Below are 26445 nucleotides of genomic sequence, written 5' to 3'. Positions count from 1 at the left end.
CTCACTCCGTCCCTGCCATGACGTCGTTCATGCCGTCGCCCTCGCGCCACTGCCTGAGCAACTCGTGGAAGGCGACCGGGCCGTCACCGAAGGACTCGCTCCGCGCGCGTGGCCTGCCCTCGTTGTTGTAGTACCCCGGGGTGCACTCGGCCTGGAACTCGTGGAGGCTCGCCGCCTTCCGGCGGATCGTCGCCACCCACTCCTCCTGTGCCTCGACCGTCGGCTCGACGAAGCGGGCCCGGCGCTCGCGCGACGCGGCGACGACCTCCGCGACGTGCGTGGCCTGTTCGTCGAGGATGTGGACGTAGTTGACGGAACTGGCGTTCTGCAGCGGTCCGAGCTGGAAGAAGTTCGGGAAGCCGTGGCTGTAGAACCCGTGCAGCGTCCTGGGGCCCTCGCTCCAGGTCTCCAGCAGGGACGCGCCCTCCCGGCCGTACACCGGGAGCTTCCCGGAGAGGACACCGGACACGCCGACCTCGAAGCCGGTGGCGAAGATGATGCAGTCGACCTCGTACTCCACCCCGTCGACCACCACGGCGTTGTGGGTGATGCGCTCGACGCCATGGCTGTCGGCGGTGTCCACCAGGGTCACGTTGGGCCGGTTGAAGGTCTGGAGGTAGTGGTCGCTGAACGTGGGCCGCTTGCACATGTAGCGGTACCAGGGCTTGAGCTTCTCGGCGGTCGCGGAGTCCTCGACGACCGAGTCCACCCGGGCACGGATCTCGTTCATCTTCTGGAAGTCGGCCAGCTCGTAGGCGCGTTCACGCTCCTCGGCGGGTACGTCCGTATAGGCATCGGTCGGGATGAGTTTCTCCTGGAGGCGGGCGGTGCTCGTCCAGGCGTCGTTCACGAGGTCCTCGTCCACCGGCTTCCCCGTGACGACCTTCAGGAAGTTCTCCATCCGGCGGCGCTGCCAGCCGGGTTCGAGCGACTTCGCCCACTCCGGGTCGGTGGGCCGGTTGTCCCGCACATCGACCGAGGACGGGGTGCGCTGGAACACGTACACCTGCCGCGCGTCGGCTCCGAGGTGCGGGACGACCTGGATCGCGGTCGCGCCCGTACCGATGAGTGCCACCCGCTTGTCGGCGAGCCCGGTCAGGCCACCGTCCTGGTCGCCACCGGTGTAGTCGTAGTCCCAGCGGCTGGTGTGGAAGGTGTGGCCCTCGAATGCCTCGATCCCCGGGATGCCGGGCAGCTTTGCCTGGCTGAGCGTTCCGCTCGACACCACGACGTACCGCGCCCGGAAGCGATCGCCGCGGTCGGTGCCGATCGTCCACTCCGACGCGGCCTCGTCCCACCGAAGTTCGACGGCCTCGGTCTGGAAGCAGGCGTCCCGGTACAGATCGAAGTGCCGGGCGATCGCCTGCGCGTGCTCGCGGATCTCCTCACCCGGGGCGTACTTCCACTTCGGTACGTAGCCGACCTCTTCCAGCAGCGGCATGTACGTGTAGGAGTCGATGTCGCAGTGGATGCCCGGATAGCGGTTCCAGTACCAGGTCCCGCCGAAGTCCCCGCCCTTCTCGATCACCCGGATCGACCCGACGCCGGCCTGGCGCAGCCGCGCTCCGGCGAGGAGTCCGCCGAACCCGCCGCCGATGACCACCGCGTCGACCCTGTCGTCCAGGGGCTCCCTCGTGAAGTCGCGGTCGGCGTGGGGGTCCGCGTCGTAGTAGCCGAACTCACCTGCGGTGCGCCGGTACTGGGCGCTGCCGTCGGGGCGGATACGCCGGTCGCGTTCCTGCCGGTACTTCCGGCGCAGCTCTTCCGGATCGAAGCCCAGCTCGTGCGTACCGGTGTGTTCGTGCGTACCGGTGTGGGGGGAGGGCATGTGTGGCCTCATTCCTCTGGATTCCTGTTGGGGGTGGATCCGGGCTGATGTCCTGCGCGTGGGCCTGTGCGCCCGGCGGGGCGGGGCGTGGGAGGCGGCCGTCACTCGCTGCCTGCGAAAGTCTCCGGCCGGGGTCGTCCACGGACAACTTCCCTCGGCTTGCCGGGGACTTGCGTTGTGCACCGTACATCTTGAGTGCAGCATACATATCGTGTGGTCAATGCATATTGAGGGCCCGGGGCGGGTGGTGACGGACTGTCCGGAAAACGCCTCCGGCCCGCGTGTGCCGTCGGGGGAAGTGGTGCACGCGGGCCGGAGGGTGAGGCTTGGTCAGACCGCGGACCAGCCGTTGTCGACGGGGAGGATCGCCCCGTTGATGTTGCTCGCCGCCTCGGACGCGAGGAAGGCGATGGCCGCCGCCTGTTCGTCCGCCTGCGAGGGGGTGCCGACGTTGCCCATGTAGGGCGCGAGGGCGGCGGGTCCATGGGCTCCCCGGTCGGCGTCGACCCGGATGTTGGTGAGGGTGCCGCCCGGGGCGATGGCGTTCGAGCGGATGCCCTTGTCGCGGTACATGACCGCAAGCGACTTCGTCAGACCGGCGATGCCGTGCTTGGAGGCGGTGTAGGCCGCACCCGCCGCACTGCCGCGCAGGGAGGCCTCCGACGCGGTGAACACGATGGCGCCCCTGCCCGCGGCGAGCATGTGCGGCAGCACGGCGCGGGTGAGGCGGAACGGGGCCGTGAGGTTGATGCCGATGACGCGCTCCCACTCGTCGTCACCGGTGTCGGCCGCCGCCGACATGCTGTCCATGATCCCGGCGTTGTTGACCAGGACGTCTATCCCGCCGAACTCCTCGGCCGCCGTTGCCGCGACCCGGTCGACGACCGCCTGGTCGCGCAGGTCCCCGATCACGGTCACCGCGGTGCCCCCGGCCTGCGCCACCTCCTCGGCGACGGTGGCGGCCGAGGCGGAGTCGACGTCGGCGATCACGATGCGCGCGCCCTCCTGCGCGAACCGGAGGGCGGCGGCCCGGCCGATGCCCGAGCCGGCTCCGGTGACGATGACGCTGCGGCCGGGGCCGCTGGTGGTGACGCTCACGAGATGCTCCTTGCGATCGGTGTTTCCGCCGTCACGCTACTTTATTGGCGCGCAGTGCCAAAATGGCGAGCAGTGCCAGAAAAGCTATCGCTACGATGGGCGCAGCCGGTAAGGAAGGTGGCCGAAAGTCGTGCAGACCCCACACGTCGGCGGGACGAAGGACCGTTCCGTCGCCACCGCCGGAACCGCGGCGGGAAGCGGAGCGCGCCTCGGGCGCCCCCCGCTGACCGAACGCCGCAAGGCCGCCACCCGGCTGGAGATCGCCCGCGAAGCCGTACGTCTCTTCGCCGACCGGGGCGTGGCCGCGACGACCGCCGAGGAGATCGCCGCGGCGGTGGGAATCTCGCAGCGGACCCTGTGGCGCTACACCTCGTCGAAGGAGCTGTGCGTCAGCCCGCTGCTGACCTACGCCCTCGACTCCGCCACGGTCCTCATGAGGTCGTGGCCGCGTGACCGGCCGCTCGCCGAGGCCTTCGCCGGGGACCCGTCCGGCCCCACGGGCGAGTCCGCCTCCGCCGATGCCGAGGCTCTGCGTGACCTGGTCCTGCTCACCCGCACCGAGCCTGGGCTGCGGGCCGTCTGGCTCCAGGTCCACTACGACGCGGAGCGGGTCTTCGCCGAGGTCATCGCGGAACGCACGGGCAGGACCCCGGACGACCTCGAACCACGGGTACAGGCGACCCTGTTCAACAGCGCACTGCGCATCGCGGTCGAGCAGTGGGCCTGGGGCGAGGACCCGACTCCGGACTCGCTGCCGGGTGCGGTCGCCCGTGCGCTGGGCATCGCCAGGGCCGGCCTGTCGGGCTGAGGGCGCGACCCGGGCCGTGGGTCGGGCCGGGGAAGGGGTGCGGCGGCCGGGCCGGTGGGTTCCGGGTGGTCGGGCTGAGGGGTGGAAGCGCCCCCGGGCCGTGGGTTCGGGCCGAGGGGCGTGAGTTCCGGACGTGTCCGGGCGATCGGGCCGTCGTTGATCAGGGCATGAACCTGCGGTCGATGTCCCTCGTGCTCGTCGCCCTGCTGGCCACGGCCGGCTGTGTGTCCGTACAGCCCGGGACGGACAGACCCGCCCCCGCGGCCTCCGTGCGCAGCGGCAACGACCCCGCCGTTCAGGCGTCCAGGGTGCCGACGGCCCCTGCGGCGGTGCACGACGCCTTGGGGAAGGCCGGGGAGCGGCCGCGCGGCAAGGAGAAGCGGAAGCGGAAGGGGGCGGCGAAGGCGGGGCCGCAGGTCCGCCGGCCGGATGTGGTGGCGCCCCCGGCCCGCCGGAGTACCGCCGACGGGCCGCGACACCAGGCCCCGCCCCGTCCCGAACCCCGCCGCGCCGGCTCCCCGCACGTGACCCGGCCGCCGCAGCCGCACGACATGCGCACCGTCTGCGCGACGGGCCGGGGAGTGGCTGCCGCCGACATCGTCGACCTCTGCCGGGCCACGTACGGGCGTTGATCCGGCGCGGACGCGGCGGGCCCCCGCCCTTCCGGCCATTGGCCGACCCGTGGTACACATGCGAGCCAATCTGCTGTGCCAATGGTTCAGTGGACGGGCGGACGTTTGAGCCAGAAGTCCTCCCCGTGGTGTGATGGTTCCGTCGATGGCGCTGCGGGTAATCCGTGGCGCCCTTTTTCATGGGAAGAGGCGGGGCATCTGTGCTGAAGCGGGCGTTCGTGGCACCGGACCCGGGGCGGGCGCGTCTGCGTCACGCGACCAGGGCCGTCCTGGGTATCGGACTGGCCGTCGTGGTGTGCGGTCTGGCCGGTCACTCGCTCGTCGGCGCCATCACCGGTGGGCTCGCCGCGCTGCTGGCCCTCTTCACGGTGACCGACCCCACGGTGCGCGGGCAGGCCGTCACCACGGCGCTCCTGCCCGTGGTGGGGCTGCCCGTCCTCGCCCTGGCCGCCGTGCTGCACGACCAGCCCGTGGCGCGTGACGCGGCCTTCCTCGCGGTCATGGGCGCCGGTGTCTACGCCAGGCGCTGGGGCCCGCGCGGCCACTCGCTCGGGGTGTTCGCCTTCATGGCCTTCTTCATCACCCAGTTCCTCCACACCCTGCCCGAGCAGCTCCCCGAGGTGTACTCCGCGGTCCTGCTCTCGGTCCTCACCGCCTCGGCCGTCCGCTTCGGGCTCTGGTGCTACGAGCGCCGGCTGCCCGTGGCCGCCGTGCTCGCGCCGCCCGCCGCCCGGGGCCTCGCCAGGGCCACCACCCGCCAGGCCGTCCAGGCGACCGTGGGAGGGGCCCTCGCGCTGCTGGCGGGGCAGCTCCTCTCCGGGGAGCGCTGGTACTGGGCCGTGGGCGCGACGTGGTGGGTCTTCGTCAACACCGCGTCGCGCGGCGAGACCCTGGTGCGGGGATTCCGGCGGGTGCTGGGGACGCTGGCGGGCATCCCTGTCGGGCTGCTCGTCATCGCCCCGCTGCACGGGGCCGCCCTGCCCTCCGCCGCCTTGGTGGCGCTCGGCGTCTTCGGCATCTTCTACACCGCTGCCGTCTCGTACACCTGGATGATGTTCTCGGTGACCGTCCTGGCGGGGACGCTCTACGGGCTGCTGGGCGTCCTCGACCCGGCGCTGCTCGCACTGCGCCTCACGGAGACGGGGGTGGGTGCGCTCGGCGCGATGGCCGCCGTGCTCGTGGTCCTGCCGGTCACCACCCACGCCACCACCGACGCCTGGATCCAGCGGGCCCTGCGCTGCGTGCACGCCTGCACCGCCGAGGCCGCCGCGCGCCTCGCGGGCTCGGCGACCGCCGACCCCGCTCCCCGGGTCGCCGAACTGGAAGCGCTCCTCGGGCGCGTACGGCTCTCGCTCGGCCCGCTCGTGCATCCGCTGAGCCCGCTCCGCGCCCGCAAGGCGCGGGCCGTGCAGGTGCTCGCCCTGCTCGACGTCTGCGCTCGCGAGGTGCGGGGGCTGGCCTCCGTCGCCGCGGACCCCGAGGCGTCCCACGACGCCCGGCTGGCCGCGGCCTGCTGGCGCGTGGAGGCCTCGGTGGAGGCGCTGACGGCCCCGGTGCGCGGGCGCCGCGCCTCGGCGGCGTTCGCCGGTGCCCAGGCCCCCGCCGGTGCCGCCGAACCCGCGCTGGCTCATCTCCACAGCTTGGAGCGGGCGCTCGCCGAGCTCGCCGCCCCGCTGCACAGCTCCCCGCGCGCCCCGCTGGCCGCCGCCTGAGCCGTCCCATGGAAGGCTCATATTGGTCTGGACCAAAAACCCCTGCCTGCTACCGTCGGTCGTGAAGATCGTGACGGAGCGAAGAGGGGTAGCGCGATGGGCGCGGACAGTGCCGTACGGGCGTTCATAGGGTCGTTCACCTCCGCGGGAGGCCAGGGGATCACCGTCGCCGACGTCGACAGGGACACCGGAGCGCTGTCCGTGCTCACGTCCACCGGCGTCGTCGCCGACCCGTCGTTCCTCGCCGTCGGCCGGGCCCCCGCGACGGGTGCCACCGTGCTGTACACGGTCAGCGAGACCTCCGAGGGTGCCGTCGCGGCGTTCACCGTCGACGAGGACGGCACGCCGCGGCCCCTCGGCGAGGCGCGTCCCGTGGACGGCAGCAGTCCCACCCACCTGTCCCTGGCCGCGGACCACCTGCTCACCGCCAACTACGGCTCCGGCAGTGTCACCGTGATCCCGGTGCGGCCCGACGGCTCGCCCGGCCCGGCCGCCGCCGTGCTGCGGCACGAGGGCAGCGGCCCGGACGCCGGACGCCAGGCGGGACCGCACGCGCACCAGGTGCTCCCCGACCCCTCGGGGAACTGGGTGCTGAGCGTGGACCTCGGCACCGACTCCGTGCGCGTCTGCGCCCTCGACCCCCGCACGGGCTCCCTGCTGCCGCACGCCGAGACGATGCTGCGTCCGGGGACCGGGCCGCGCCATCTCGCCTTTCACCCGTCCGGGGGACACGTCTACGTCCTGAACGAGCTGGAGCCGACCGTCACGGTGTGCCGCTGGGACGCGGCCGCAGGTCTGCTCGAACCAGTCGGTGAGACGCCCGTGCTGCCGCACGACGCGCACGGGGAAGAGGGCGGGGCGCGGACCTACCCGTCCGAGCTGGTGGTCTCCCACGACGGCAGGTTCCTGTGGACGGCCAACCGGGGGCACGACAGCATCTCCGTGCTCACGCTCGACGAGACGGCCGAGAAGCCCGTCCTGGCCGCCGCCGTGGGCTGCGGCGGGCGCTGGCCCCGCGACCTGGCGCTCGACCCCACGGGGCAGTGGCTGTACGCCGCGAACGAGCGCTCGGGGGACGTCTGCTGGTTCGCGGTGGACGCGGAGACGGGATTCCCGGCCCACGCGGGCTCCGTCGAGGTTCCGGCCGCTTCCTGTGTGGTCTTCGCCTGAGGAGACCGAGGCCCTGAGGGGCGGGGCCCTGGAACGGCATGCGGCGCGGACCGGCGGAAAGCCGGTCCGCGCCGCGTCGTTCGGGTACGGGTCAGGCGTGGATCAGTGGGCCTGGGCTCCCTGCGGCGTCGCCGGGGTGATCCCCAGCGTCGTCGCGTACAGCGAGAGCACGAGCTTGCCGATGGCCGGGTAGGCGCCGAGCGGCTCGGCGGTCGCGCAGCCGGCCTCCTTCGCGGCGGCGTCCAGCAGGCCCTCCTCGATCTCGGGGCCCACCAGGTACGGCGCGAGCGCGAGCTGCGCGGAACCGGAGTTCTGGAGCTGCGCGGCGATCGAGGCGATCGAGCCCTCGACGTCCAGGGCCGCGGCCATCACCGGCACCGCGAGGCGGGCGGCCAGCAGCATGCCGGTGATCCCGGCGGCCTGCACGGCCTCCTCGCCGCCGACCGTGGCCAGCACGATGCCGTCGGCCGCGGTCGCGACGGTGAACAGCCGCGCGCGGTCGGCGCGGGCCAGCCCGGCCTCCGAGAGACGCACGTGCAGCGCCTCGGCGAGCAGCGGGTGCGGACCCAGTACGTCGGTCAGTTCGGCCTGGGTGCCGCTGTCCATGACCGCCTGCCGTATGCGCCGCATCAGGGAGCTGTCGGGCCCCGCGAGGAGCGGCACGACGACGGCGGACGGGCCCGAGGGCTCGGCCACCTCGCGGCCGGCGGCGGTGGCCTGCTCGTAGCGCGCGGTGCGCTCGGTGGCGGCGTGGGCGAGCACGGAGGCGAGCGCGGGGTATTCGGCGTCGTCGCCGTCGAGATAACCGATCTGCGCGTTCAGGCCGGGCAGCTCGGAACGGGCAATGCTGATCACTTCCTCGGCCAGGCTGCGCGAGGCCGGGGAAGGGGTGCCGGGAACGGCGAGAACGAGCGCGGCAGCGCCCTCAGGTGCGACCACGGGCTCCGGGCGGCGGTGCCGTCCGGACTGGCGAGGTCGCGGCATTCGTACAGGCAGGCCGGAAGCGGGCCCAGTGGGGGTGCTCATGGCGCCGCATGCTACTGGTTTTGGGTACCCCTCTGTTCGGGGAGGGGGCGACCAGGCGTTATCTGTCCGTATATGTCTGTTGAACGGCATACCGGGCTACTGACCTGCTCTGTCCGTGCGTACGGGTGCTCGAATCGCCTACGTTACTCCCGGTACGAACAGCAGGGTCGGGTGGGGTGGGAGTCGCAGGCCGGACCCCGCCAGCGCCCGGGCGATCTCCAGCGCGCCGTGCAGCGGGTCACCGGCGGCGGGCACCACCCGCGCCTGCGGGACCTGCTGGGCCAGTTCGCCGCGCAGCGGCCCGAGAAGAGGCTCGCCCATACGGAACAGGCCACCGGTCAGGGCGACTTCGCACTCACCGGACCGGGGGTCCGGCGTCCGGGGGCACACCGCGGCGGCGGCCTCGGCGATGTGGGCGGCGGCCTCCCGCAGAATCCGCGCCGCGACCTCGTCGTCGGGGGAGCAGGCCGCGACCTCGGGGGCGAACGAGGCAAGCAGCGCGGGGCGGTCGGCACGCGGATAGAGCTCGCCCGGAAGGCCGGTGGCCGGTCCGAAGACGGCCTCGGCCCGCGCCAGCAGCGCGGGCGAACCCCCACGCCTGCCGTCGTGGGCGCGCATCGCCGCGTCGAGCCCCGCACGCCCGATCCAGGCGCCGCCGCCGCTGTCGCCCAGCAGGTGTCCCCAGCCGTCCGCCCTGCGCCAGGCCGTGAGGTCGGTGCCGAGCGCGATCATGCCGGTGCCGCCCGCGACGACCGCTCCGGGCCGCTGGCCGAGCGCTCCGGCGTACGCGGTCACGGCGTCGGCTGCGAGGGCGAGCCGCCGCACACCCAGCGCGTCGCCGAGAGCGGCGGGCACCTCGGCGCGCAGCTGGTCACCGAGCGTCGCCATCCCGGCGGCCCCGATCACCGCGGCGGAGACGGACGCCCCGGGACCCGCCCGCTCCAGCAGCCGTCGGGCCGCGGGCAGCAGCTGTTCCATCAGATGTCCGGCGTCGATGCCGCCCGGCCCCGTCCGCACCGGCTCGGCGCAGACGTCCGTACCGACCGGGTGCGTGGCGTCCGGGCCTCCCAGGGCCACTCGCAGCCCGGAGCCGCCCGAGTCCACCCCGAGGACGAACGGGCCATGGGGGCCGCTCACGGCAACCACCGCTCGGCGGGCCGTTGTTCGACCGCATCCATCACTGGGGACAACACCGCCTGGGCAACCTCATGGAACGGCTCCGGGACTGGAGGACTGACGACGCCGCGCAGCCTACCCCCGGGCGCCTCCCGGCGGGGACCGCATGATCACGTTGTCGGTGTAGGCCGGTAGGGTGACGCCTGTGGCAGCGCGACCGTTGAGTGAACTTGTGGAGCCCGGATGGGCTCAGGCCCTGGAGCCCGTGGCCGGCCGGATCGCGGCGATGGGGGATTTTCTCCGCGCTGAGATCGGAGCGGGCCGCACCTACCTGCCGTCGGGGGCGAACGTCCTGCGCGCCTTCCAGCAGCCCTTCGACGACGTGCGCGTCCTGATCGTGGGTCAGGACCCCTATCCGACCCCGGGCATGGCGATCGGGCTCAGCTTCGCGGTCGCCCCCGACGTACGGCGTCTCCCGGGCAGCCTGGAGAACATCTTCAGGGAGCTGCACGCGGACCTCGGCCTCCCGAGGCCTTCCAACGGAGACCTGACGCCGTGGACCCGGCAGGGGGTGCTGCTGCTCAACCGCGCGCTGACCACAGCGCCGGGCAGGCCCGCCGCCCACCGGGGCAAGGGCTGGGAAGAGGTGACCGAGCAGGCCATCCGCGCCCTGGCCGCGCGCGGCAAGCCCATGGTCTCCGTGCTGTGGGGGCGGGACGCACGCAACGTACGGCCGCTCCTCGGGGACCTGCCCGCGGTCGAGTCCGCTCATCCCTCTCCGATGTCGGCCGACCGCGGCTTCTTCGGCTCGCGGCCGTTCAGCCGCACCAACGACTTTTTGGTCGGGCTGGGAGAACAGCCGGTGGACTGGCGCCTCCCGTGAGCGGCCCCCGGGCCGTCGGCCGGACCCCGCACCAGCGGCGGTCCAAGACCGGTCCCCGGCGCCGTGCATAGGTTCCCGGGACCGGGGCACGCGACCCTGTGACCCGAGCTCCGGCAGGTGCACCCCCCCCCGCACCACCGTGAGCACCCGGCCCCACCGGCATCCCCCCGCCGGTGGGGCCGGCTTCTTCTCCGCATCCGGTCACGCCGACGGCCCGGACCGCACCCGGCACCGTCCTCGCCCCGAGGGCGGGGAGCCCGTCCGGGTGGCTCACCGGAGCCGAGGCGTCCCGGACACGGGACACCGGTCCGACGCTGCCCGCCGCCCGCGATCCGGGCTGTTAGCGTCCCCACTCCAACGGACCGGCCGGCCGGTCCGTGCCGTCGGCTCGGCAGAGGAGTGGTGTCCCATGCGTGTTCTCCTGGTCGGCGCGGGAGGGGTGGGCACGGCGATCACCCGGATCGCGGCCCGCCGGCCCTTCTTCGAGCACATGACGGTCGCCGACCACGACCGCGCACGGGCGGAGGCCGCCGTCGCCGCCCTCGGGGAGCGCGGGGAGCGCTTCGGAGCCGTACGGCTCGACGCCTCCGACCCGGCGGCCGTGCGCGCCGCACTCACCGAACACCGCTGCGACGTGCTGCTCAACGCCACCGACCCGCGCTTCGTCATGCCGCTGTTCGAGGCGGCTCTCGCCCAAGGGGCGCACTACCTCGACATGGCGATGTCGCTCTCCCGGCCCCACCCGTCCCGGCCGTACGAGGAGTGCGGCGTCAAACTCGGGGACGCGCAGTTCGACCGCGCGGCGGACTGGGAGGCCGCCGGGCGTCTCGCGCTGGTCGGCATGGGGGTCGAACCCGGGCTCTCGGACGTGTTCGCCCGCTACGCCTCCGACGAGCTCTTCGACGAGATCGAGGAGATCGGCATCCGCGACGGCGCCGACCTCACGGTGGAGGGCTACGACTTCGCCCCGTCCTTCAGTATCTGGACGACCATCGAGGAGTGCCTGAACCCACCGGTCGTCTACGAGGAGGGGCGGGGCTGGTTCACCACCGCCCCCTTCAGTGAACCGGAGGTCTTCGACTTCCCCGAGGGCATCGGGCCGGTCGAGTGCGTCAACGTCGAGCACGAGGAGGTGCTGCTCGTCCCCCGATGGCTGAAGGCCCGGCGCGTGACGTTCAAGTACGGCCTGGGAGACGAGTTCATCGGGGTGCTGCGCACCCTCCACAAGCTGGGCCTCGACCGTACGAACCCCGTCTCCGTGAAGAGCGGATCCGGCGATGTCCAGGTGTCACCGAGGGACGTGGTGGCCGCCTGCCTGCCCGATCCGGCCGGACTGGGGGATCGCATGCACGGCAGGACCTGCGCGGGCACCTGGGTGAAGGGCACCAAGGACGGGAAGCCCCGCGAGGTCTACCTGTACCACGTGGTCGACAACCAGTGGTCGATGCGTGAGTACGGTTCCCAGGCCGTGGTCTGGCAGACCGCGATCAACCCCGTGGCCGCGCTCGAACTGCTGGCGGGCGGCGCGTGGAGCGGCACCGGGGTGCTGGGCCCCGAGGCCATGCCGCCCCGGCCGTTCCTCGATCTCCTGGCGGAGTACGGCGCGCCCTGGGGCATGCGCGAGCAATGACGGCGATGAGAGGCCGGGGACACGTCTGTGGTGGCTCCGGGGGAGTCGTCGGACGTGCACACCAGGAATCAGGCCCATAGCATGCTGAAACACACATTCCGCCCGTGTGTCGTCCGCCTTTTCTGAGGCCTGTGACCCTAGTGAGGGAGCGTGGCAGAGGACCGTGCCGGGTCGGCACCGCCGGCCAGCTTGAAGCCGAACGCGATCGGCTTCGTCGACGCGCTCGTCATCGGACTGAACGCCACGTCGCCGGCCTACTCGGTGGCGGCGGTCATCGGTCCGATCGTGGCGCTCGTCGGTATCTACGCACCCGGAGTGCTGTTCGCCTCCTTCGTGCCCATGCTCCTCATCGCCGCGGCCTTCTACTACCTGAACAAGGTCGACCAGGACTGCGGGACGACCTTCTCCTGGGTCGCCCGCGCCCTGGGGCCGTGGACCGGATGGCTCGGAGGCTGGGCCATCGCCATGACCGGCGTGCTCGTCGTCGGGTCGCTGGCGGACGTCGCCGTCAGCTTCGGGCTGTTGGCCGTCGGCCTGGACAGCTGGGCCGAGAACACGTTCGTCCGCCAGCTGCTCACCGTGGTCCTGATCGTGGTGATGACCGGACTGTGCGTCATCGGGACCGAGCTCTCGGCCAAGGTGCAGAACGTCCTGATCCTGGCTCAGGTGGCGTTCCTCCTCGCCTTCGTGATCGTCGCGCTCTACCGCGTCTACGCGGGCACGACCGGCTTCGACTCCGTCACGCCCGCCGTCGAGTGGCTCAACCCCTTCGGGGAGGGTGGCGCGGCGCTCACGGGGGGTCTGTTGCTGGGGGTGTTCATCTACTGGGGCTGGGAGTCGTGCGTCAACCTCACCGAGGAGGTGAGGGACTCCGCGACCGCTCCCGGCCGGGCGGGCGTCTGGTCCACGGTCATCCTGCTGGTGACCTACCTGTCGGTCGGCTTCGCGGTCGTTGCCTTCGCCGGTCCTGCCTACCTCGCGGAGAACGCCGACGAGGAGGAGTTTATCTTCGCCCTGCTCGCCGGCGAGGTCATGGGGGGCTGGGACTGGATCGTGCTGCTCGCGGTCGCGACGTCGGCGCTCGCCTCGACCCAGACGACCATCATCCCGGCCTCGCGCACCGCTCTGTCGATGGCCCGCCGTCACGCGCTGCCCGCGCACTTCGCGCACATCAGCCCGCGGTTCCGGACCCCCGACGTGAGCACCTGGTGGGTCGCGGTCATCGCCATCGCCTGGTACCTCGTCGTCAACCAGATCAGCGAGAACGCCCTCTTCGACTCGCTGACGGCGCTGTCCCTCCTCATCGCCTTCTACTACGCGCTCACCGGAGTGGCGTGCGCGGTCTACTACCGCCGCCATCTCACCGAGAGCGCGCGCAACTTCTTCCTCATCGGCCTCGGCCCGGTGGTCGGAGCCGCTCTGCTGACCTGGCTGCTCGTCCGGTCGGTCATGGATATGTCGGACCCGGCCAACTCCTACAGCGGGACCTCCTGGTTCGGGCTGGGCCCGCCGCTCGTCATCGGCATCTGCGTCAGCCTTGTCGGTGTGGTGCTCATGGTGGTGCTGCGGTTCCGGTCGCCGGCCTTCTGGGCCGAGCGCCGCGGTGTGGTCGATCCCGGCCTCGTGCACGACAAGGAGCGCTGACATGTCCGTGGTCCTCGGGTACGACGAATCGCCGGGCGCCGCACGTGCCCTGAGGGCGGCGATCGAGGTGGCCTCCGCCTTCGGCGAGCGGCTCGTGCTGGTCTACGGGGCAGCCCCGCCCGGCCCCACCGGCGAGGAGTACCACGCCCACTACGACGCCATTCGCCAGGCCGGACGCACAGGGCTCGAGCGGGCGGTCACCGCGGCGGAGGCGGCCGAGGTGCCGACGACGGTCGAGGTCATCGACCTGAGTCCCGCACAGGCACTGATCGAAGCCGCCTCGCGCCACGCGGCGCGGGTCATCGTGGTGGGCAGCTGGGGCGAGAGCCCGATGCGGGGCGCGCTGCTCGGCTCGACCCCGCACAAGCTCCTGCACCTGTCGACCGTCCCGGTGCTCTGCGTGCCGACCGAGGAGTGAGCCGGCCGGAGGCCGCTGGGCGCGCCTACGGTCAGCTGAGCACCGCCGCCCGCACGCACAGCACGTCGGGCAGATGCGAGGCCAGCTGCTCCCAGCTGTCGCCGTCGTCCGCGCTCGCGTACAGCTCGCCGTTGCGATTGCCGAAGTAGACGCCCGCCGGGTCCGCGTCGTCCGTGCAGAGCGCGTCGCGCAGCACCGTGCCGTAGTGGTCGCCGTCCGGAAGGCCCCGGCTGAGCGGCTCCCAGGTCTCGCCCGCGTCGCGCGTACGGAACACCCGGCAGCGGTGACCGGCGGGGACGCGGTCCGCGTCGGCGTTGATCGGGAAGAGGTAGAACGTGTCCGCGCGGTGCGGGTGCGCCGCCGCGGCGAAGCCGAAGTCCGAGGGGAGGCCCGCCCCGATGTCCGTCCAGTGCTCCCCGGAGTCGTCGCTGCGGAACACGCCCCAGTGGTTCTGGAGATAGAGCCGGTCCGGGTCCGCCGCGTCCCGGGTGACCTTGTGCACGCACTGGCCGAACTCGGGGTCGGGGTCCGGCAGGAAGACCGCGGAGACGCCCTTGTTGGCCGGGTCCCAGCGCTCGCCGCCGTCCTTGGTGCGGAACACGCCCGCGGTGGACACCGCGACGGTCACCGCCGCCGGGTCCCTCGGGTCGGTCAGGATCGTGTGCAGGCCCTCGCCGCCCCCTCCCGGCACCCACTTGGACCGCGTCGGATGCTCCCAGAGCGGGCGGACCAGCTCGAAGGACTCGCCCCGGTCGTCCGACCGGAACAGCGCCGCGGGTTCGGTGCCCGCGTAGACGACGTCCGGGGCCTCGGGGCCCGCGGGGTGCAGCTGCCACACCCGCTCCAGCGACGCCTCGGTGAACGTGGGGAACTTCACGGCTGGTTGTTCCGGCTCGACCCAGGTCGCGCCCAGATCGTCGGAGTGGAAGACGGAGGGGCCCCAGTGCGCGCTGTCGCCGCCGGCCAGGAGCCGGGGCGTCCCGCCACGGGTGTCGATCCCGATCGAGTAGATCGCCTGGGCGTTGAAGTGAGGTTCACCGAACTCCCACGAGCCGCCGCGCCTGCGGCCGATGAAGAGCCCTTTGCGCGTGCCCACGGTGAGCAGGACTTCGGTCATGACAGAACCTCCCGAAACGCCGTTGTGCCGGACAGGTGCCAGTCTGCACCCGGGCACTGACAGCGGCCGGGAGATACGCCGTCGCCCCAGGTCACAGCGGTCGCGGCAAGGGCGAGGGTCGGTGGTCCGGGGTTGCTCGCCCCGGTCTCCCCGCAGTCCTGCGCGCACGGTCGGCCGACGGTCGCGCAGCGCGCAGGTCGGCACCCGTCGGCACTCACGTGCGCGGCCCCACACGGCACCCGTCGGCACTCACGTGCGCGGCCCCACACGGCACCCGCCCGTACCCAGCGGCGGCAGCCGCCCCGTACCCGGGCCCGGGCGGTCAACCCCAGGCAAGTCCGCCCGTATCCGGCCGGCGGAGGCAGGGGCCCGCGGCAGCCTGCTCGCCCCCCGTCAGCGCGCCGGCGGCGCCGTGCTGCTGCGGACCACCAGGCTCGTCGCCAGGTCCACCCTCGTCGTGGCCGGCTGCCTGCCCCGGCCGAGGTCGAGCACCAGACGGGTCGCGGTCTCGGCCATCTCTATCAGCGGCTGGCGCACCGTGGTCAGCGGCGGGCCGATCCAGCGGGTCAGCGGCAGGTCGTCGAAACCGACCACGCTGAGGTCGTCCGGGATGCGGAGACCCAGCTCGCGCGCGGCCTCGTACACACCGAGCGCCTGGAGGTCGTTCCCGGCGAAGATCGCCGTGGGCGGCTCCGGCAGGCGCAGCAGTTCCAGCGCCGCCGTATAGCCGTCCTCGTGGTTGAACTCGCCCTCCCGGACGAGCTCGGGGGCCATCGGGACGCCCGAGGTCTCCAGCGCGGCGCGGTAGCCGTCGAGGCGGGCGCGGCTGCACATCATGCGCGCCGGTCCGCCGACGATGCCGATCCTGCGGTGGCCCAGACCCGTCAGATGGCGGGTGGCGGCGAGGCCGCCCTGCCAGTTGGCCGCGCCGACCGAGAAGATGTCGTCCCCGGGGTCCCCCGCCGGATCGACGACGACGAACGGGATGGAGCGGCTGGTCAGCTGGGCGCGCTGAGCCGCGTCCAGGTCCGAGAGCACCAGGATCACTCCGGCCGGGCGGCGCGCCAGAACACCGTCCACCCAGGTCTGGCCCGGGGTCAGCCGGCCCGCGCTCTCCGAGAGCACCAGGCTCAGGCCCTCCTCCCGCGCGACGTTCTCGACGCCCCGGACGACCTCCATCGCCCAGGCGCTGTCCAGCTCGTGGAAGACCAGGTCGATGAGCTGGGACTGCTGGGAGGCGCCTCGCCTGCGGCGGTAACCGTGCTTCAGCAGCAGCTCCTCCACCCTCGTGCGCGTGGCAGGGGCGACGTCGGCGCGGCCGTTCAGCACTTTCGAAACTGTCGGAGCGGAAACTCCGGCCGCTCGGGCGATCTCCGCCAGCGTGGCGGTGCTCTCCGACGACTCGTCGACGGACGCCTTCTCCTGTTGGGGCTGGACCTTTGCAGGGCTCATGCACGAATCGTAGCTCCCTTGTCGCCGTACACACGCGTCCGGGCAAGGTTCGTAAATCCTTCCTCCCGCCCTCTTGACTGGCCCGAAACACGACCGTACGGTTCCGGCAACATTCGAAAGGCACGCCGAAACATTCGACAGAGGTGCGGTCATGCGGTCGGGGATATTCGCTCAGGGCACACGTACGACGAGATGGGCCGCAGCAGGCGCGGCGATGGCCATGGCCGGGCTGCTGGCCGGCTGCGGTTCAGGGGCCGGCGGGAGTGACAGCGGAACCATCACCGCCTACGTCTACGGCGACGACGCGGTCAAGGTTCAGCAGGCCGCGGTCGACACGTTCAACAAGACCTCGAAGGTCAAGGTGAAGCTGGTGTCGGTGCCCGGCACCGACTACGTCAACAAGCTGCGCAGCGCCATGGGGTCGCCCAGCGCTCCGGACGTCTTCTTCAACTGGGGCGGCGGCTCCATCAAGCCGTACGTCGACTCCAAGGACCTGGTGGACCTGACGTCGACGGTCAAGAACGACGCGACGCTGAAGGAGGGCTTCCTCCCCTCGATCATGACGGCCGGCAGCCTGGAGGGGAAGATCTACGGGGTGCCCATGCGCGGCATGCAGCCCGTGATGCTCTTCTACAACAAGACCCTCTTCGCCGAGCACAAGATCGAGCCGCCCAAGACCTGGGAAGACCTCCAGAAGGCCATCAAGACCTTCAAGGACGCCGGGATCACCCCCTTCGCGCTCGGCGGCTCCGACAAGTGGCCCGAACTGATGTGGATGGAATACCTGCTGGACCGGATCGGCGGTCCCGAGGTCTTCAAGAAGATCCAGGACGGCGACACCGACGGCTGGGGCGACCCGGCGGTGCTCAGGACGGCGCAGACCGTCAAGCAGCTGATCGACGACGGCGCCTTCGGCAAGAACTTCAACTCCGTCGACTACGGCAACGGCGGAGCCCCGACCCTGCTCAACAAGGGCAAGGCCGCCATGCACCTCATGGGCTCGTGGGAATACTCCACGCAGCTGGGCAAGGCCCCCGAGTTCGCCGAGAAGGACCTCGGCTGGACCGCCTTCCCGACGGTGGCCGGCGGCGTGGGCGACCCCGCGAACGTGGTGGGCAACCCGACCAACTACTGGTCCGTCAACGCCAGGACCAAGCACAAGGACGCCGCCGTCGACTTCCTGAAGGCCATGGCCTCGGAGTCCTACGCACAGGCCCTCGTCGACAACGGTGACGTTCCCACCACGTCCAACGCGGCCACGATGCTCAGCGGTTCCCCCAACCCGGAGTTCGCCACCTACCAGTACGAGATGGTGCAGAAGGCCCCGAGCTTCACCCTCTCGTGGGACCAGGCGCTCGAAGCCCAGTACGCCACGCCGCTGCTCACGGAGATCAGCAAGCTGTTCGCCGGCAAGAGCACTCCCGAACAGTTCGTCGAAGCGATGAAGGCCGCCAAGTAACGATGTCCCACCACACTCCGGTCGCGAAGAGGCACGGAGACGGGAAGGCGGCCGTCGGCAACGTCGGCCGCCCCCCGGTCGCCTGGGCCGTCCCCGGCATCCTCTTCTTCGCCCTCTTCGCGATCGTCCCCCTGGCGATCGCCGTCTACCTCTCCTTCTGCGAATGGGACGGGCTGGACTCCCCGACCCTGACCGGCCTGGACAACTGGACCAGGCTGTTCAAGGACTCCGAATTCGGCCAGGCCGCCTGGCTGAGCCTCCTGCTCACCACGATCAGCTGGGTCTTCCAGACCCCGGTGGCCCTGCTGCTAGGCGTGTGGGCCGCCGGCCGCCAGCGCAGCCGCGCCTTCCTGTCCGCGATCTTCTTCATCCCGCTGCTGCTCTCCACCACGGCGATCGCGATGCTCTTCCACGCCCTGCTGGACCCCAACTTCGGCGTGATCCAGACCATCGGACCCTGGATCGGCATCGACCCCAACGTCATGGGGTCGTCCACCGGCGCCCTGCTCGTGGTGGCGTTCGTCGGCGGCTGGCAGTTCATGCCCTTCCACACGCTGATCTACCAGGGCGGCGCCCGCCAGATCCCGGAAGTCCTCTACCAGGCCGCGTCCATCGACGGCGCGGGCATGGTGCGGCAGTTCTTCCACATCACGCTGCCGCAGCTGCGGCACACGATGACGACCTCGTCGGTCCTGATGATCGTCGGCTCGCTGACGTACTTCGACACCGTGCTCATCATGACCAAGGGCGGTCCCGGCACGGACACCACGATCCTGCCCTACCTGATGTACCGGACCGGCTTCCAGACGTACGACCTCGGCTACGCGGCGGCCATCGCCACGGCGCTCGTCGTCGTGGCCACCAGTATCTCGTTGATCATGGTCCGGCTCAGTGGCTTCGGGTCCATGCGGTCCACCCGGGAAGGTATGTGACGAGATGTCGATCGACACCCGCCCCGCTGCGCCGCAGCGCCGCGTGACATCCACCGCGCCGCGTCGCGACCGTACGGCCCGCCGGCGCAGGTCCCTGGGCAACCCGGTGGCCGGCATCGGTTCGCTGATCTGGCTGCTCATCGTCCTGGTGCCGCTCTACACCCTGGTCTCCGCGTCACTGATGCGGCAGGACGAGGCGCTGAACGGCGACCCGCTCGCGATTCCCACCGATCCCACGCTCGACAACTACAACACCGTGCTGGACAGCGGGTTCCTCTCGCTGATCGGTAACACCGCCGTTGTCGCAGTCGCCACGGTCGCGATCGTGCTGGTGCTCTCCGTCCCGGTGGCCTACGTGGCGGTACGCACCCGCAGCCGCCTCTCGTCGTTCGCCTTCCGGACCTTCCTGCTCGGCGTCGCGATCCCGGCGCAGGCGGTGATCGTGCCCCTGTACCTGATGATCGGGAAGATGGGGCTGTACGACACCCTGTGGGCGATCATCCTGCCCACCGCGGCCTTCGCGATGCCCGTCGCGGTCCTGGTGCTCAGCGGCACCATGCGCGATGTCTCCGAGGAGATGTACGAGGCGATGGCCCTCGACGGAGCGTCGCCCCTGCGCATGCTGTGGCAGCTGGCGGTACCGCTCTCCAAGGCGGGGATCAGCACGGTGGCGATCTTCTCCGCCCTGCAGGCGTGGAACGGCTTCCTGTTCCCGCTGATCCTGACGCAGTCGGAGGAGCAACGCGTCCTGACGCTGGGGCTGTTCAACTTCATGAGCCAGTTCGGAGTGAACATCCCCGCGGTTCTGGCAGCGATCGTCCTCTCCGTCATCCCCATCTTCGCCGTGTACCTCGTGGCCCGGCGGGCGCTGATCAACGGACTGATGGGCGTGGGCGGCAAGTAACACACCGACGCAGCCCCGGACCCACGCACTCATGAGAGGAACCCCTGCCGCCATGGCAATCCACCCTGTCCCGCAGGCCCGCCAGGCCGATCCGACCTCCGCCGTCGACGGCCCGTGGCGCGACCCTTCGCTCAGCCCCGAGGAGAGGGTGGCCGACCTGGCGGCCCGGATGACGCTCGAGGAGAAGTCCGCCCAGCTGTACGGAATCTGGGTGGGCGCCGACGCGGAGGGCGACGGAGTCGCGCCGCACCAGAACGACATGGTCGACCCGATCGACTTCGAGGACATCACCACGCGTGGACTCGGCCAGCTCACCCGGTCGTTCGGCACCGCCCCGGTGGACGCGGGCGTCGGCGCCGTCTCGCTGGCCAGGGCCCAGGCCCGGATCGTCGAGGGGAGCAGATTCGGCATCCCCGCGATCGCCCACGAGGAGTGCCTCGCCGGATTCACGACGCTGGGCGCGACCGCCTACCCGGTCCCGCTGGCCTGGGGCGCGGCCTGGGACACGGAGCTGGTCGCCGAGATGGCGCACCGCATCGGCAGCGACATGCGGTCGGTGGGCGTCCACCAGGGGCTCGCCCCGGTCCTGGACGTGGTGCGCGACCTGCGCTGGGGCCGCGTCGAGGAGACCGTCGGCGAGGACCCCTATCTGGTGGCCACCGTCGCCACGGCCTATGTGAAGGGCCTGGAGTCCGCGGGGATCGTCACCACGCTCAAGCACTTCGCGGGCTACTCCGCCTCGGCCGGCGCCCGCAACCTCGCCCCCGTCCGGGCCGGGTCCAGGGAGATGGCGGACGTGATCCTGCCGCCGTTCGAGATGGCGGTCCGTGACGGCGGAGCCCGCTCCGTGATGCACTCGTACGCCGAGATCGACGGGGTCCCCGTGGCCGCCGACCCCTCGCTGCTCACCGGACTCCTCCGCGACACCTGGGGCTTCCGCGGCACGGTCGTCGCCGACTACTTCGCGATCGGCTTCCTGGAGACCCTGCACAAGGTCGCCGCGGACCGGGGCGACGCCGCCCGGGTGGCCCTGACGGCGGGCGTCGACGTGGAACTGCCCACCGTGCGCAGCTACGGTGAGGCGCTCGTCGCCGCCGTACGGGACGGACTCGTGGCCGAGGAGCTGGTGGACCGCGCCGTGCACCGGGTCCTGCTGCAGAAGTGCGAGCTCGGCCTGCTCGACCCGGATCGGCAGGTCCTGCCGCCCGTGCTCGACGGCGTGGACCCGGAGCGGGCGCGCGGCACGGTGGACCTCGATCCGCCGCGGAACCGCGCCCTGGCCCGGCAGCTCGCCGAGCGGTCGTGCGTCCTGCTGGCCAACTCCGGGGGCGCTCTCCCGCTGAGCGGCACCGGACGGATCGCGGTCGTCGGCCCCCGCGCCGACGACCCGCTGGCCATGCTCGGCTGCTACTCCTTCCCGAGCCATGTCGGGGTCCAGCACCCCGAAGCGCCCATGGGCATCGAGATCCCGACGGTGCTGGAGTCGCTCCGCGAGGAGTTCCCCGGCGCCGGCATCGACTACGCGCAGGGCTGCGACGTGGACGGCACGGACGCCGACGGGATCGAGGCCGCCGTCGCGCTGGCCGCCGGGGCCGACGTCTGCGTGGCCGTTCTCGGCGACCGGGCCGGACTCTTCGGACGCGGCACGTCCGGAGAGGGCTGCGACGTGACCGACCTGGCGCTGCCCGGTCTCCAGGGCCGGTTCCTCGACGCGCTGCTCGCGACCGGCACCCCCGTGGTGCTGGTGCTGCTGACGGGACGTACGTACGCCCTCGGCGGGTACGCCGACCGGCTGGCCGGCTGTGTGCAGGCGTTCTTCCCGGGCGAGGAGGGCGGCCCGGCGCTGGCCGGGGTGCTCTCGGGGCGGGTCAACCCCTCCGGGCGCCTGCCCGTCGGCGTCCCCCGGGGCACCGGCGGGCAGCCGTGGACCTATCTGCAGCCGCCGCTCGGCCTGGCCAGCGGGGTCAGCAATCTGGACCCGAGCCCGCTCTACCCCTTCGGCCACGGACTCTCGTACACCTCGTTCGCCTGGGAGCCGGGCCCCGACGTCCCGGCCGAGCTGCCCACCGACGGCGAGACCGAGCTCGCGATCACGGTCCGCAACACCGGTGACCGCGACGGCGCCGAAGTGGTCCAGCTCTACGTCCACGACCCGGTCGCCCAGACCACCCGCCCCGAGGCCCGGCTCATCGGCTACGCCCGGGTACCGCTCGCCGCGGGGGAGTCCCGGAGGGTCGGTTTCCGGTTCCACCCGGACCTGGTCTCCTTCACCGGGACCGCGGGGCACCGGATCGTCGAGCCGGGCGACCTGGAGCTGCGTTTCGCCGCTTCCAGCGACCGGGCCGATGTCAGGCACACCGTACGGCTGCGTCTCACGGGACCGGAGCGCACCGTCGACCACCGGCGCCGCATGGTCTGCGAGACATCGGTCGACGCGCCGCTCGCACAGAAGTGACGTGCGGGGGGCCACGGCTCCCCGCACGCGCCCGCCCCGCGCACCCTCAGGGGTGCGCGGGGTGATGCCGAAACTTTCGAAAGCCACTCAGGCGCGCTCGGCCGGCGGCTTCGCGTCCGCGCGCCCTCACCGGAAGGTACCTGTCATGCTCAAGGCAACTCGCTCGGTCGCGGTGGGCTCCGCCGCCGCCGTGCTCCTCGTCTCGGCGTTCACCCTCTCCACCTCCGCCGCCGCCGACGACTCCGCGAGACACGGCGCGCAGGCCCCGCACAGCGCGGCACCGCAGACGCTCGGCGGCCTCGGGAAGAAGGCCGGTCTGCGCATCGGCACGGCCGTCAACACGACCGCGCTGGCCGAGAACGCCCCGTACCGCGCCAAGGTCGCGGGGGAGTTCTCCTCCGTCACCGCGGAGAACGTCATGAAGTGGGAGGCGGTCGAACCGCAGCGCGGCACCTACGACTGGGCCGCCGCCGACGAGCTCGTCGACTTCGCGAAGAAGAACAACCAGCTGGTCCGCGGCCACACCCTGGTCTGGCACAGCCAGCTGCCGGCCTGGCTGAACAACGGCGACTTCACCGCCGGTGAACTCCGGGAGATCCTGCGCCGGCACATCACCGACCAGGTCAGGCACTTCAAGGGCGACATCTGGCAGTGGGACGTCGTCAACGAGGCCTTCAACGACGACGGCACGCTGAGGGACAGCATCTGGCTGCGGAAGCTCGGCCCCGGCTACATCGCGGACGCCTTCCGCTGGGCCCACCAGGCGGACCCGAAGGCCCGGCTGTTCATCAACGACTACAACATCGAGGGCGTCAACGCGAAGAGCACCGCCCTCTACGACCTCGTCACCGAGCTGCGCAAGCAGCGCGTGCCGATCCACGGCGTGGGAGTCCAGGGCCACCTGGGCGTCCAGTACAGCGCGCCCCACGACATCGCCGACAACCTGGCGCGCTTCGACCGCCTCGGCCTGGAGACCGCGATCACCGAGGCCGACGTCCGGATGCCCATGCCGGCCGACAGCACCAAGCTCGAGGCCCAGGCCGAGGGCTACGGCGTCCTGCTGCGCGGCTGCCTCCTCACCCCGGGCTGCAACGACTTCACCGTATGGGGCTTCACCGACGCCTACTCCTGGGTGCCGGACACCTTCCCCGGCCAGGGCGCGGCCAACATCCTCGACGAGAACTACGCCCCCAAGCCCGCCTACGGCACCCTGCGCCAGACCCTGACGCTCGCCGCCGGCAGGCACTGAACCACACCATCCCCACAGGTACGGAAGAGGCGACGGAATGACGACGGACCTCCGGATCACCGGAGTGCGGATCACTCCGGTGGCCTTCCGGGACCCGGCGCTGCTCAACGCGGTCGGCGTGCACGAACCCTTCGCGCTGCGGGCGATCGTCGAAGTGGACACGGCCGAAGGGCTGGTCGGCCTCGGCGAGACCTACGCGGACGAGGGGCATCTGCGCCGGCTGCGGGCAGCCGCCGACGCGGTCACCGGCATGGACGTCCACGCGCTCGGCGCCATGCACCGCAAGGTGGCCGCGGCGCTGGCCGGTGACGACGGACCCGACGGGTCGGGGCTCACCGGGATGATCACCACGAGCAGCGCCGCCGACCGGGTCTTCTCACCCTTCGAGGTGGCCTGCCTGGACATCCAGGGCAAGGCGGCGGGCCGCCCCGTCAGCGATCTGCTGGGCGGCGCCGTACGGGAGTCCGTCCCGTTCAGCGCCTATCTCTTCTACAAGTGGGCGGGCCACCCCGGGGCGGAGCCGGACGACTGGGGCGAGGCCCTCGACCCCGGGGGGATCGTCGCCCAGGCCCGCCGCATGATCGACGGCTACGGCTTCTCCGCGATCAAGCTCAAGGGCGGCGTACGCCCTCCCGCCGAGGAGGCCGAGGCGGTGCTCGCCCTGCGGGACGCCTTCCCCGGGATGCCGCTCCGGCTGGATCCCAACGCTGCCTGGAGCGTGGACACATCGGTCGAGGTGGCCCGTCGCCTGGAGGGCGTCCTCGAATACCTGGAGGACCCCACGCCCGGTCTCGACGGGATGGCGGCGGTCGCGCGGGAGACCCCGATCCCGCTCGCCACCAACATGTGCGTCGTCGCCTTCGACCACCTCGCGCCCGCGGTCGAGCGGGGATCGGTCAAGGTCGTGCTCTCCGACCACCACTACTGGGGCGGCCTGCACCGGTCCAGGCTCCTCTCCGGGATCTGCGACACCTTCGGCATGGGGCTCTCGATGCACTCCAACTCGCATCTGGGTATCAGCCTGGCCGCGATGACCCATCTGGCCGCCGCCACGCCGAACCTCACCTACGCCTGCGACACCCACTGGCCGTGGAAGACCGAGGAGGTCGTGGCCCCCGGAGCGCTCACCTTCGCCGACGGCGCGGTGCGCGTCCCGCGTGGCCCCGGGCTCGGCGTCGAGCTGGACCGCGACGCCCTCGCCCGGCTGCACGAGCAGTACATCGTGTGCGGCCTGCGCAACCGGGACGACACCGGCTACATGCGCCGGACCGACCCCTCGTACGAGAAGAAGACGCCCCGCTGGTAATTCGCCGGGGCCCGCCGGTTCCCCGCCGGCCGCCCCGTCACGTACGCACACCGAGGAGTTCTGATGGCCCCGCTCGACTGGGCCGCCCTGGGCGGCTATTTCCTGGTGATGCTGCTCATCGGCCTCTGGTCGCACCGCCGTGTCGGCGATGTGAGCGACTACTTCACCGGAGGCGGCCGGATGCCCTGGTGGCTCTCCGGCATCTCCCACCACATGTCCGGCTACAGCGCGGCGGTCTTCGTCGCGTACGCCGCCATCGCCTACAGCTACGGCATCACCGTCTACGTCTGGGCCTTCCTGCCGCTCGCGTTCGGCACCGCGGTGGGCGCCTGGGTCTTCGCCCCGCGCTGGCAGCGGCTGCGCGCCCGCTACGCGGTCGCCTCGCCCCTGGAGTACCTCGCCAAGCGCTACAACGTGCCCACCCAGCAGGCCCTCGCCTGGAGCGGAGCTTTGCTGAAGGTCTTCGACGTGGCCGCCAAGTGGGCGTCCGTGGCCGTGCTGCTCAACGTCTTCACCGGCATGTCGATGACCACCGGAATCCTGATCACCGGCATCGTCACCCTGCTCTACTGCACCGTGGGCGGCCTGTGGGCCGACGCGCTCACCGACTTCGGGCAGTTCGTCATCCAGGGCGCCGCCGCGCTCGCCATGCTCTGGGTCGTGCTGGACCGTCTCGGAGACGGCCTCGCGGGTCTCGGCACCCTCTGGGACAGGCTTCCCGAGGGGCACGGGCAGCCGCTCGTCGGCCCGTACACCGCGGCCTTCCTCGGGGCGTACGTCGTGGTGAAGCTCTTCGAGTACAACGGCGGCATGTGGAACCTGGCCCAGCGGTACATGGCCACGGACTCGCCGAAGGCGGCCCGCCGTTCGGCCGGGCTCTCCGCCCTGCTGTACGTGTTCTGGCCGGCCGTGCTGCTGTTCCCGCCCGTCGCCGCGGCCGTCCTGCTGCCGGGCATCGCCGACCCCGAGAAGGTCTACGCGCTGATGGCGGAGTCGTATCTGCCCGCCGGGCTCGTCGGACTGACGCTGGCGGGGATGTTCTCCCACACCATGGCGATGGCCTCGTCCGACGCCAACGCGGTCTCCGCGGTCGTCACCCGCGACATCATCCCGGCCGTCGCCCGCCGGGCCCGCGACCTCTCCCCGGCGACCGGTCTGCTCGTCGCCCGGGTGTGCACGGTGGTCTTCATCGGCGTCAGCATGATCGTCGCGATCGAGGCGGACCACTTCGGCGGCGTACTGGGCATCATCGTCGGACTGGTCGCGGCCGTGATGGGCCCCATATCCATCCCGATGCTGCTGGGACTGCTGCCCGCCTTCCGGCGCTTCGGCCCACGGGCCGCCCTCTCCTCCTGGGCGCTGGGCCTGCTCGGGTACCTCCTGGTGAAGTTCGTGCTCGACAGCACGGACCAGACGCTCGTGATCGTCACCCCGCTCGCCACCTCGCTCGTGGTGTACATCGTCGTCGGGCTGATCACCCCGGAGCCCGACGACACCGCCGACGCGATCACCGCCGCGCTCTCGCCCTCGCCGGACGAGGGGCGCGCGCAGGCACCGGCCGCCGGCCGGCCCGCCGCGTCCCCCGCCGTACCCGAATGAGGGCGTA

At 71.8% G+C, this 26445-nt stretch carries 21 protein-coding genes; 15 read left to right on the top strand and 6 right to left on the bottom strand.

What is annotated here, in order from left to right:
* Position 1: 1 nt before the first annotated feature.
* Together AMK10_RS23395 and AMK10_RS23390 are read right to left on the bottom strand one after the other, a co-directional pair.
* Positions 2-1828, bottom strand: a complete 1827-nt coding sequence (locus tag AMK10_RS23395) for a flavin-containing monooxygenase (protein ID WP_073749859.1) — start codon at positions 1826-1828, stop codon at positions 2-4.
* Positions 1829-2158: 330 nt separating this feature from the next.
* On the bottom strand, positions 2159-2926 hold the full coding sequence (locus tag AMK10_RS23390; RefSeq protein ID WP_073749858.1) for an SDR family NAD(P)-dependent oxidoreductase: 768 nt from the start codon (positions 2924-2926) through the stop codon (positions 2159-2161).
* Between the two features lie 130 nt (positions 2927-3056).
* Here AMK10_RS23390 and AMK10_RS23385 point away from each other — a divergent pair, with 130 nt between their 5' ends.
* The 4 genes from AMK10_RS23385 to AMK10_RS23370 all read left to right on the top strand — a co-directional run bounded on the left by AMK10_RS23385 (position 3057) and on the right by AMK10_RS23370 (position 7248).
* A complete protein-coding gene (locus AMK10_RS23385; protein WP_382566461.1) occupies positions 3057-3734 on the top strand; it encodes an acyl-CoA-like ligand-binding transcription factor in 678 nt (225 codons plus the stop codon).
* Between the two features lie 182 nt (positions 3735-3916).
* Positions 3917-4366 carry a hypothetical protein gene (locus tag AMK10_RS23380; protein WP_241839641.1) on the top strand — a complete coding sequence of 150 codons (450 nt, stop codon included), beginning with the start codon at positions 3917-3919 and terminating at the stop codon, positions 4364-4366.
* Positions 4367-4566: 200 nt separating this feature from the next.
* Positions 4567-6078, top strand: coding sequence for an FUSC family protein (locus AMK10_RS23375; protein WP_073749856.1), 1512 nt, complete (start codon positions 4567-4569; stop codon positions 6076-6078).
* Between the two features lie 96 nt (positions 6079-6174).
* Positions 6175-7248: a lactonase family protein gene (locus tag AMK10_RS23370; protein ID WP_073749855.1), complete on the top strand. Its 1074-nt coding sequence runs from the start codon at positions 6175-6177 to the stop codon at positions 7246-7248.
* Between the two features lie 102 nt (positions 7249-7350).
* Here the strand turns inward: AMK10_RS23370 and AMK10_RS23365 are convergent, their stop codons facing one another.
* Both AMK10_RS23365 and AMK10_RS23360 read right to left on the bottom strand, forming a co-directional pair.
* Complete coding sequence (locus tag AMK10_RS23365; RefSeq protein ID WP_079180840.1) at positions 7351-8274, bottom strand: sirohydrochlorin chelatase; 924 nt, start codon at positions 8272-8274, stop codon at positions 7351-7353.
* 138 nt (positions 8275-8412) lie between these two features.
* On the bottom strand, positions 8413-9420 hold the full coding sequence (locus AMK10_RS23360) for an N-acetylglucosamine kinase (protein WP_073749853.1): 1008 nt from the start codon (positions 9418-9420) through the stop codon (positions 8413-8415).
* 175 nt (positions 9421-9595) lie between these two features.
* Here AMK10_RS23360 and AMK10_RS23355 point away from each other — a divergent pair, with 175 nt between their 5' ends.
* The 4 genes from AMK10_RS23355 (at position 9596) to AMK10_RS23340 (ending at position 13965) form a co-directional block, all read left to right on the top strand.
* Positions 9596-10273 carry a uracil-DNA glycosylase gene (locus AMK10_RS23355; RefSeq protein ID WP_073749852.1) on the top strand — a complete coding sequence of 226 codons (678 nt, stop codon included), beginning with the start codon at positions 9596-9598 and terminating at the stop codon, positions 10271-10273.
* A gap of 409 nt (positions 10274-10682) precedes the next feature.
* Positions 10683-11903: a saccharopine dehydrogenase family protein gene (locus tag AMK10_RS23350; protein WP_073749851.1), complete on the top strand. Its 1221-nt coding sequence runs from the start codon at positions 10683-10685 to the stop codon at positions 11901-11903.
* Positions 11904-12053: 150 nt separating this feature from the next.
* Positions 12054-13547, top strand: a complete 1494-nt coding sequence (locus AMK10_RS23345; protein ID WP_073749850.1) for an APC family permease — start codon at positions 12054-12056, stop codon at positions 13545-13547.
* A gap of 1 nt (position 13548) precedes the next feature.
* A complete protein-coding gene (locus tag AMK10_RS23340; protein ID WP_073749849.1) occupies positions 13549-13965 on the top strand; it encodes a universal stress protein in 417 nt (138 codons plus the stop codon).
* Positions 13966-13996: 31 nt separating this feature from the next.
* On the opposite strand, the gene AMK10_RS23335 is transcribed toward AMK10_RS23340, so the two are convergent.
* Together AMK10_RS23335 and AMK10_RS23330 are read right to left on the bottom strand one after the other, a co-directional pair.
* On the bottom strand, positions 13997-15082 hold the full coding sequence (locus tag AMK10_RS23335) for a WD40/YVTN/BNR-like repeat-containing protein (RefSeq protein WP_073749848.1): 1086 nt from the start codon (positions 15080-15082) through the stop codon (positions 13997-13999).
* A gap of 393 nt (positions 15083-15475) precedes the next feature.
* Entirely contained in the window at positions 15476-16534 is a 1059-nt protein-coding gene (locus AMK10_RS23330) for a LacI family DNA-binding transcriptional regulator (RefSeq protein ID WP_073749847.1), read from the bottom strand.
* Positions 16535-16748: 214 nt separating this feature from the next.
* Between AMK10_RS23330 and AMK10_RS23325 the strand changes: the two genes are divergently transcribed.
* The 7 genes from AMK10_RS23325 (at position 16749) to AMK10_RS23295 (ending at position 26438) form a co-directional block, all read left to right on the top strand.
* Positions 16749-17993: an extracellular solute-binding protein gene (locus tag AMK10_RS23325; protein WP_107428483.1), complete on the top strand. Its 1245-nt coding sequence runs from the start codon at positions 16749-16751 to the stop codon at positions 17991-17993.
* Positions 17994-17995: 2 nt separating this feature from the next.
* Positions 17996-18925, top strand: coding sequence for a carbohydrate ABC transporter permease (locus AMK10_RS23320; RefSeq protein WP_073749845.1), 930 nt, complete (start codon positions 17996-17998; stop codon positions 18923-18925).
* A 4-nt stretch (positions 18926-18929) separates the two neighbouring features.
* On the top strand, positions 18930-19829 hold the full coding sequence (locus AMK10_RS23315) for a carbohydrate ABC transporter permease (RefSeq protein WP_073749844.1): 900 nt from the start codon (positions 18930-18932) through the stop codon (positions 19827-19829).
* Between the two features lie 52 nt (positions 19830-19881).
* Complete coding sequence (locus AMK10_RS23310) at positions 19882-22284, top strand: glycoside hydrolase family 3 N-terminal domain-containing protein (protein ID WP_073749843.1); 2403 nt, start codon at positions 19882-19884, stop codon at positions 22282-22284.
* A gap of 145 nt (positions 22285-22429) precedes the next feature.
* Positions 22430-23533: an endo-1,4-beta-xylanase gene (locus AMK10_RS23305; RefSeq protein ID WP_073749842.1), complete on the top strand. Its 1104-nt coding sequence runs from the start codon at positions 22430-22432 to the stop codon at positions 23531-23533.
* A gap of 37 nt (positions 23534-23570) precedes the next feature.
* Positions 23571-24839 (top strand): glucarate dehydratase family protein, encoded by a 1269-nt coding sequence (locus AMK10_RS23300; protein ID WP_073749841.1) that lies wholly within the window; start codon positions 23571-23573, stop codon positions 24837-24839.
* 63 nt (positions 24840-24902) lie between these two features.
* On the top strand, positions 24903-26438 hold the full coding sequence (locus AMK10_RS23295) for a sodium:solute symporter family protein (RefSeq protein ID WP_073749840.1): 1536 nt from the start codon (positions 24903-24905) through the stop codon (positions 26436-26438).
* Positions 26439-26445: the final 7 nt, after the last annotated feature.

Origin of the sequence: Streptomyces sp. CB02058 (assembly GCF_001905505.1) — a bacterium.
Lineage (GTDB): Bacteria > Actinomycetota > Actinomycetes > Streptomycetales > Streptomycetaceae > Streptomyces.
The sequence above is the reverse complement of the archived record's forward strand: the minus strand, read 5'-3'. Positions and strand labels throughout refer to the sequence as shown.

Bases quoted from the DNA above. Each gene is read 5' to 3' on its own strand.
- AMK10_RS23395 (WP_073749859.1), bottom strand. From the start codon at position 1,828: ATGCCCTCCCCCCACACCGGTACGCACGAACACACCGGTACGCACGAG.
- AMK10_RS23315 (WP_073749844.1), top strand. From the start codon at position 18,930: ATGTCGATCGACACCCGCCCCGCTGCGCCGCAGCGCCGCGTGACATCC.
- AMK10_RS23320 (WP_073749845.1), top strand. From the start codon at position 17,996: ATGTCCCACCACACTCCGGTCGCGAAGAGGCACGGAGACGGGAAGGCG.
- AMK10_RS23365 (WP_079180840.1), bottom strand. From the start codon at position 8,274: ATGAGCACCCCCACTGGGCCCGCTTCCGGCCTGCCTGTACGAATGCCG.
- AMK10_RS23300 (WP_073749841.1), top strand. From the start codon at position 23,571: ATGACGACGGACCTCCGGATCACCGGAGTGCGGATCACTCCGGTGGCC.
- AMK10_RS23305 (WP_073749842.1), top strand. From the start codon at position 22,430: ATGCTCAAGGCAACTCGCTCGGTCGCGGTGGGCTCCGCCGCCGCCGTG.
- AMK10_RS23330 (WP_073749847.1), bottom strand. From the start codon at position 16,534: ATGAGCCCTGCAAAGGTCCAGCCCCAACAGGAGAAGGCGTCCGTCGAC.
- AMK10_RS23325 (WP_107428483.1), top strand. From the start codon at position 16,749: ATGGCCATGGCCGGGCTGCTGGCCGGCTGCGGTTCAGGGGCCGGCGGG.
- AMK10_RS23350 (WP_073749851.1), top strand. From the start codon at position 10,683: ATGCGTGTTCTCCTGGTCGGCGCGGGAGGGGTGGGCACGGCGATCACC.
- AMK10_RS23370 (WP_073749855.1), top strand. From the start codon at position 6,175: ATGGGCGCGGACAGTGCCGTACGGGCGTTCATAGGGTCGTTCACCTCC.
- AMK10_RS23295 (WP_073749840.1), top strand. From the start codon at position 24,903: ATGGCCCCGCTCGACTGGGCCGCCCTGGGCGGCTATTTCCTGGTGATG.
- AMK10_RS23340 (WP_073749849.1), top strand. From the start codon at position 13,549: ATGTCCGTGGTCCTCGGGTACGACGAATCGCCGGGCGCCGCACGTGCC.
- AMK10_RS23335 (WP_073749848.1), bottom strand. From the start codon at position 15,082: ATGACCGAAGTCCTGCTCACCGTGGGCACGCGCAAAGGGCTCTTCATC.
- AMK10_RS23380 (WP_241839641.1), top strand. From the start codon at position 3,917: ATGTCCCTCGTGCTCGTCGCCCTGCTGGCCACGGCCGGCTGTGTGTCC.
- AMK10_RS23310 (WP_073749843.1), top strand. From the start codon at position 19,882: ATGGCAATCCACCCTGTCCCGCAGGCCCGCCAGGCCGATCCGACCTCC.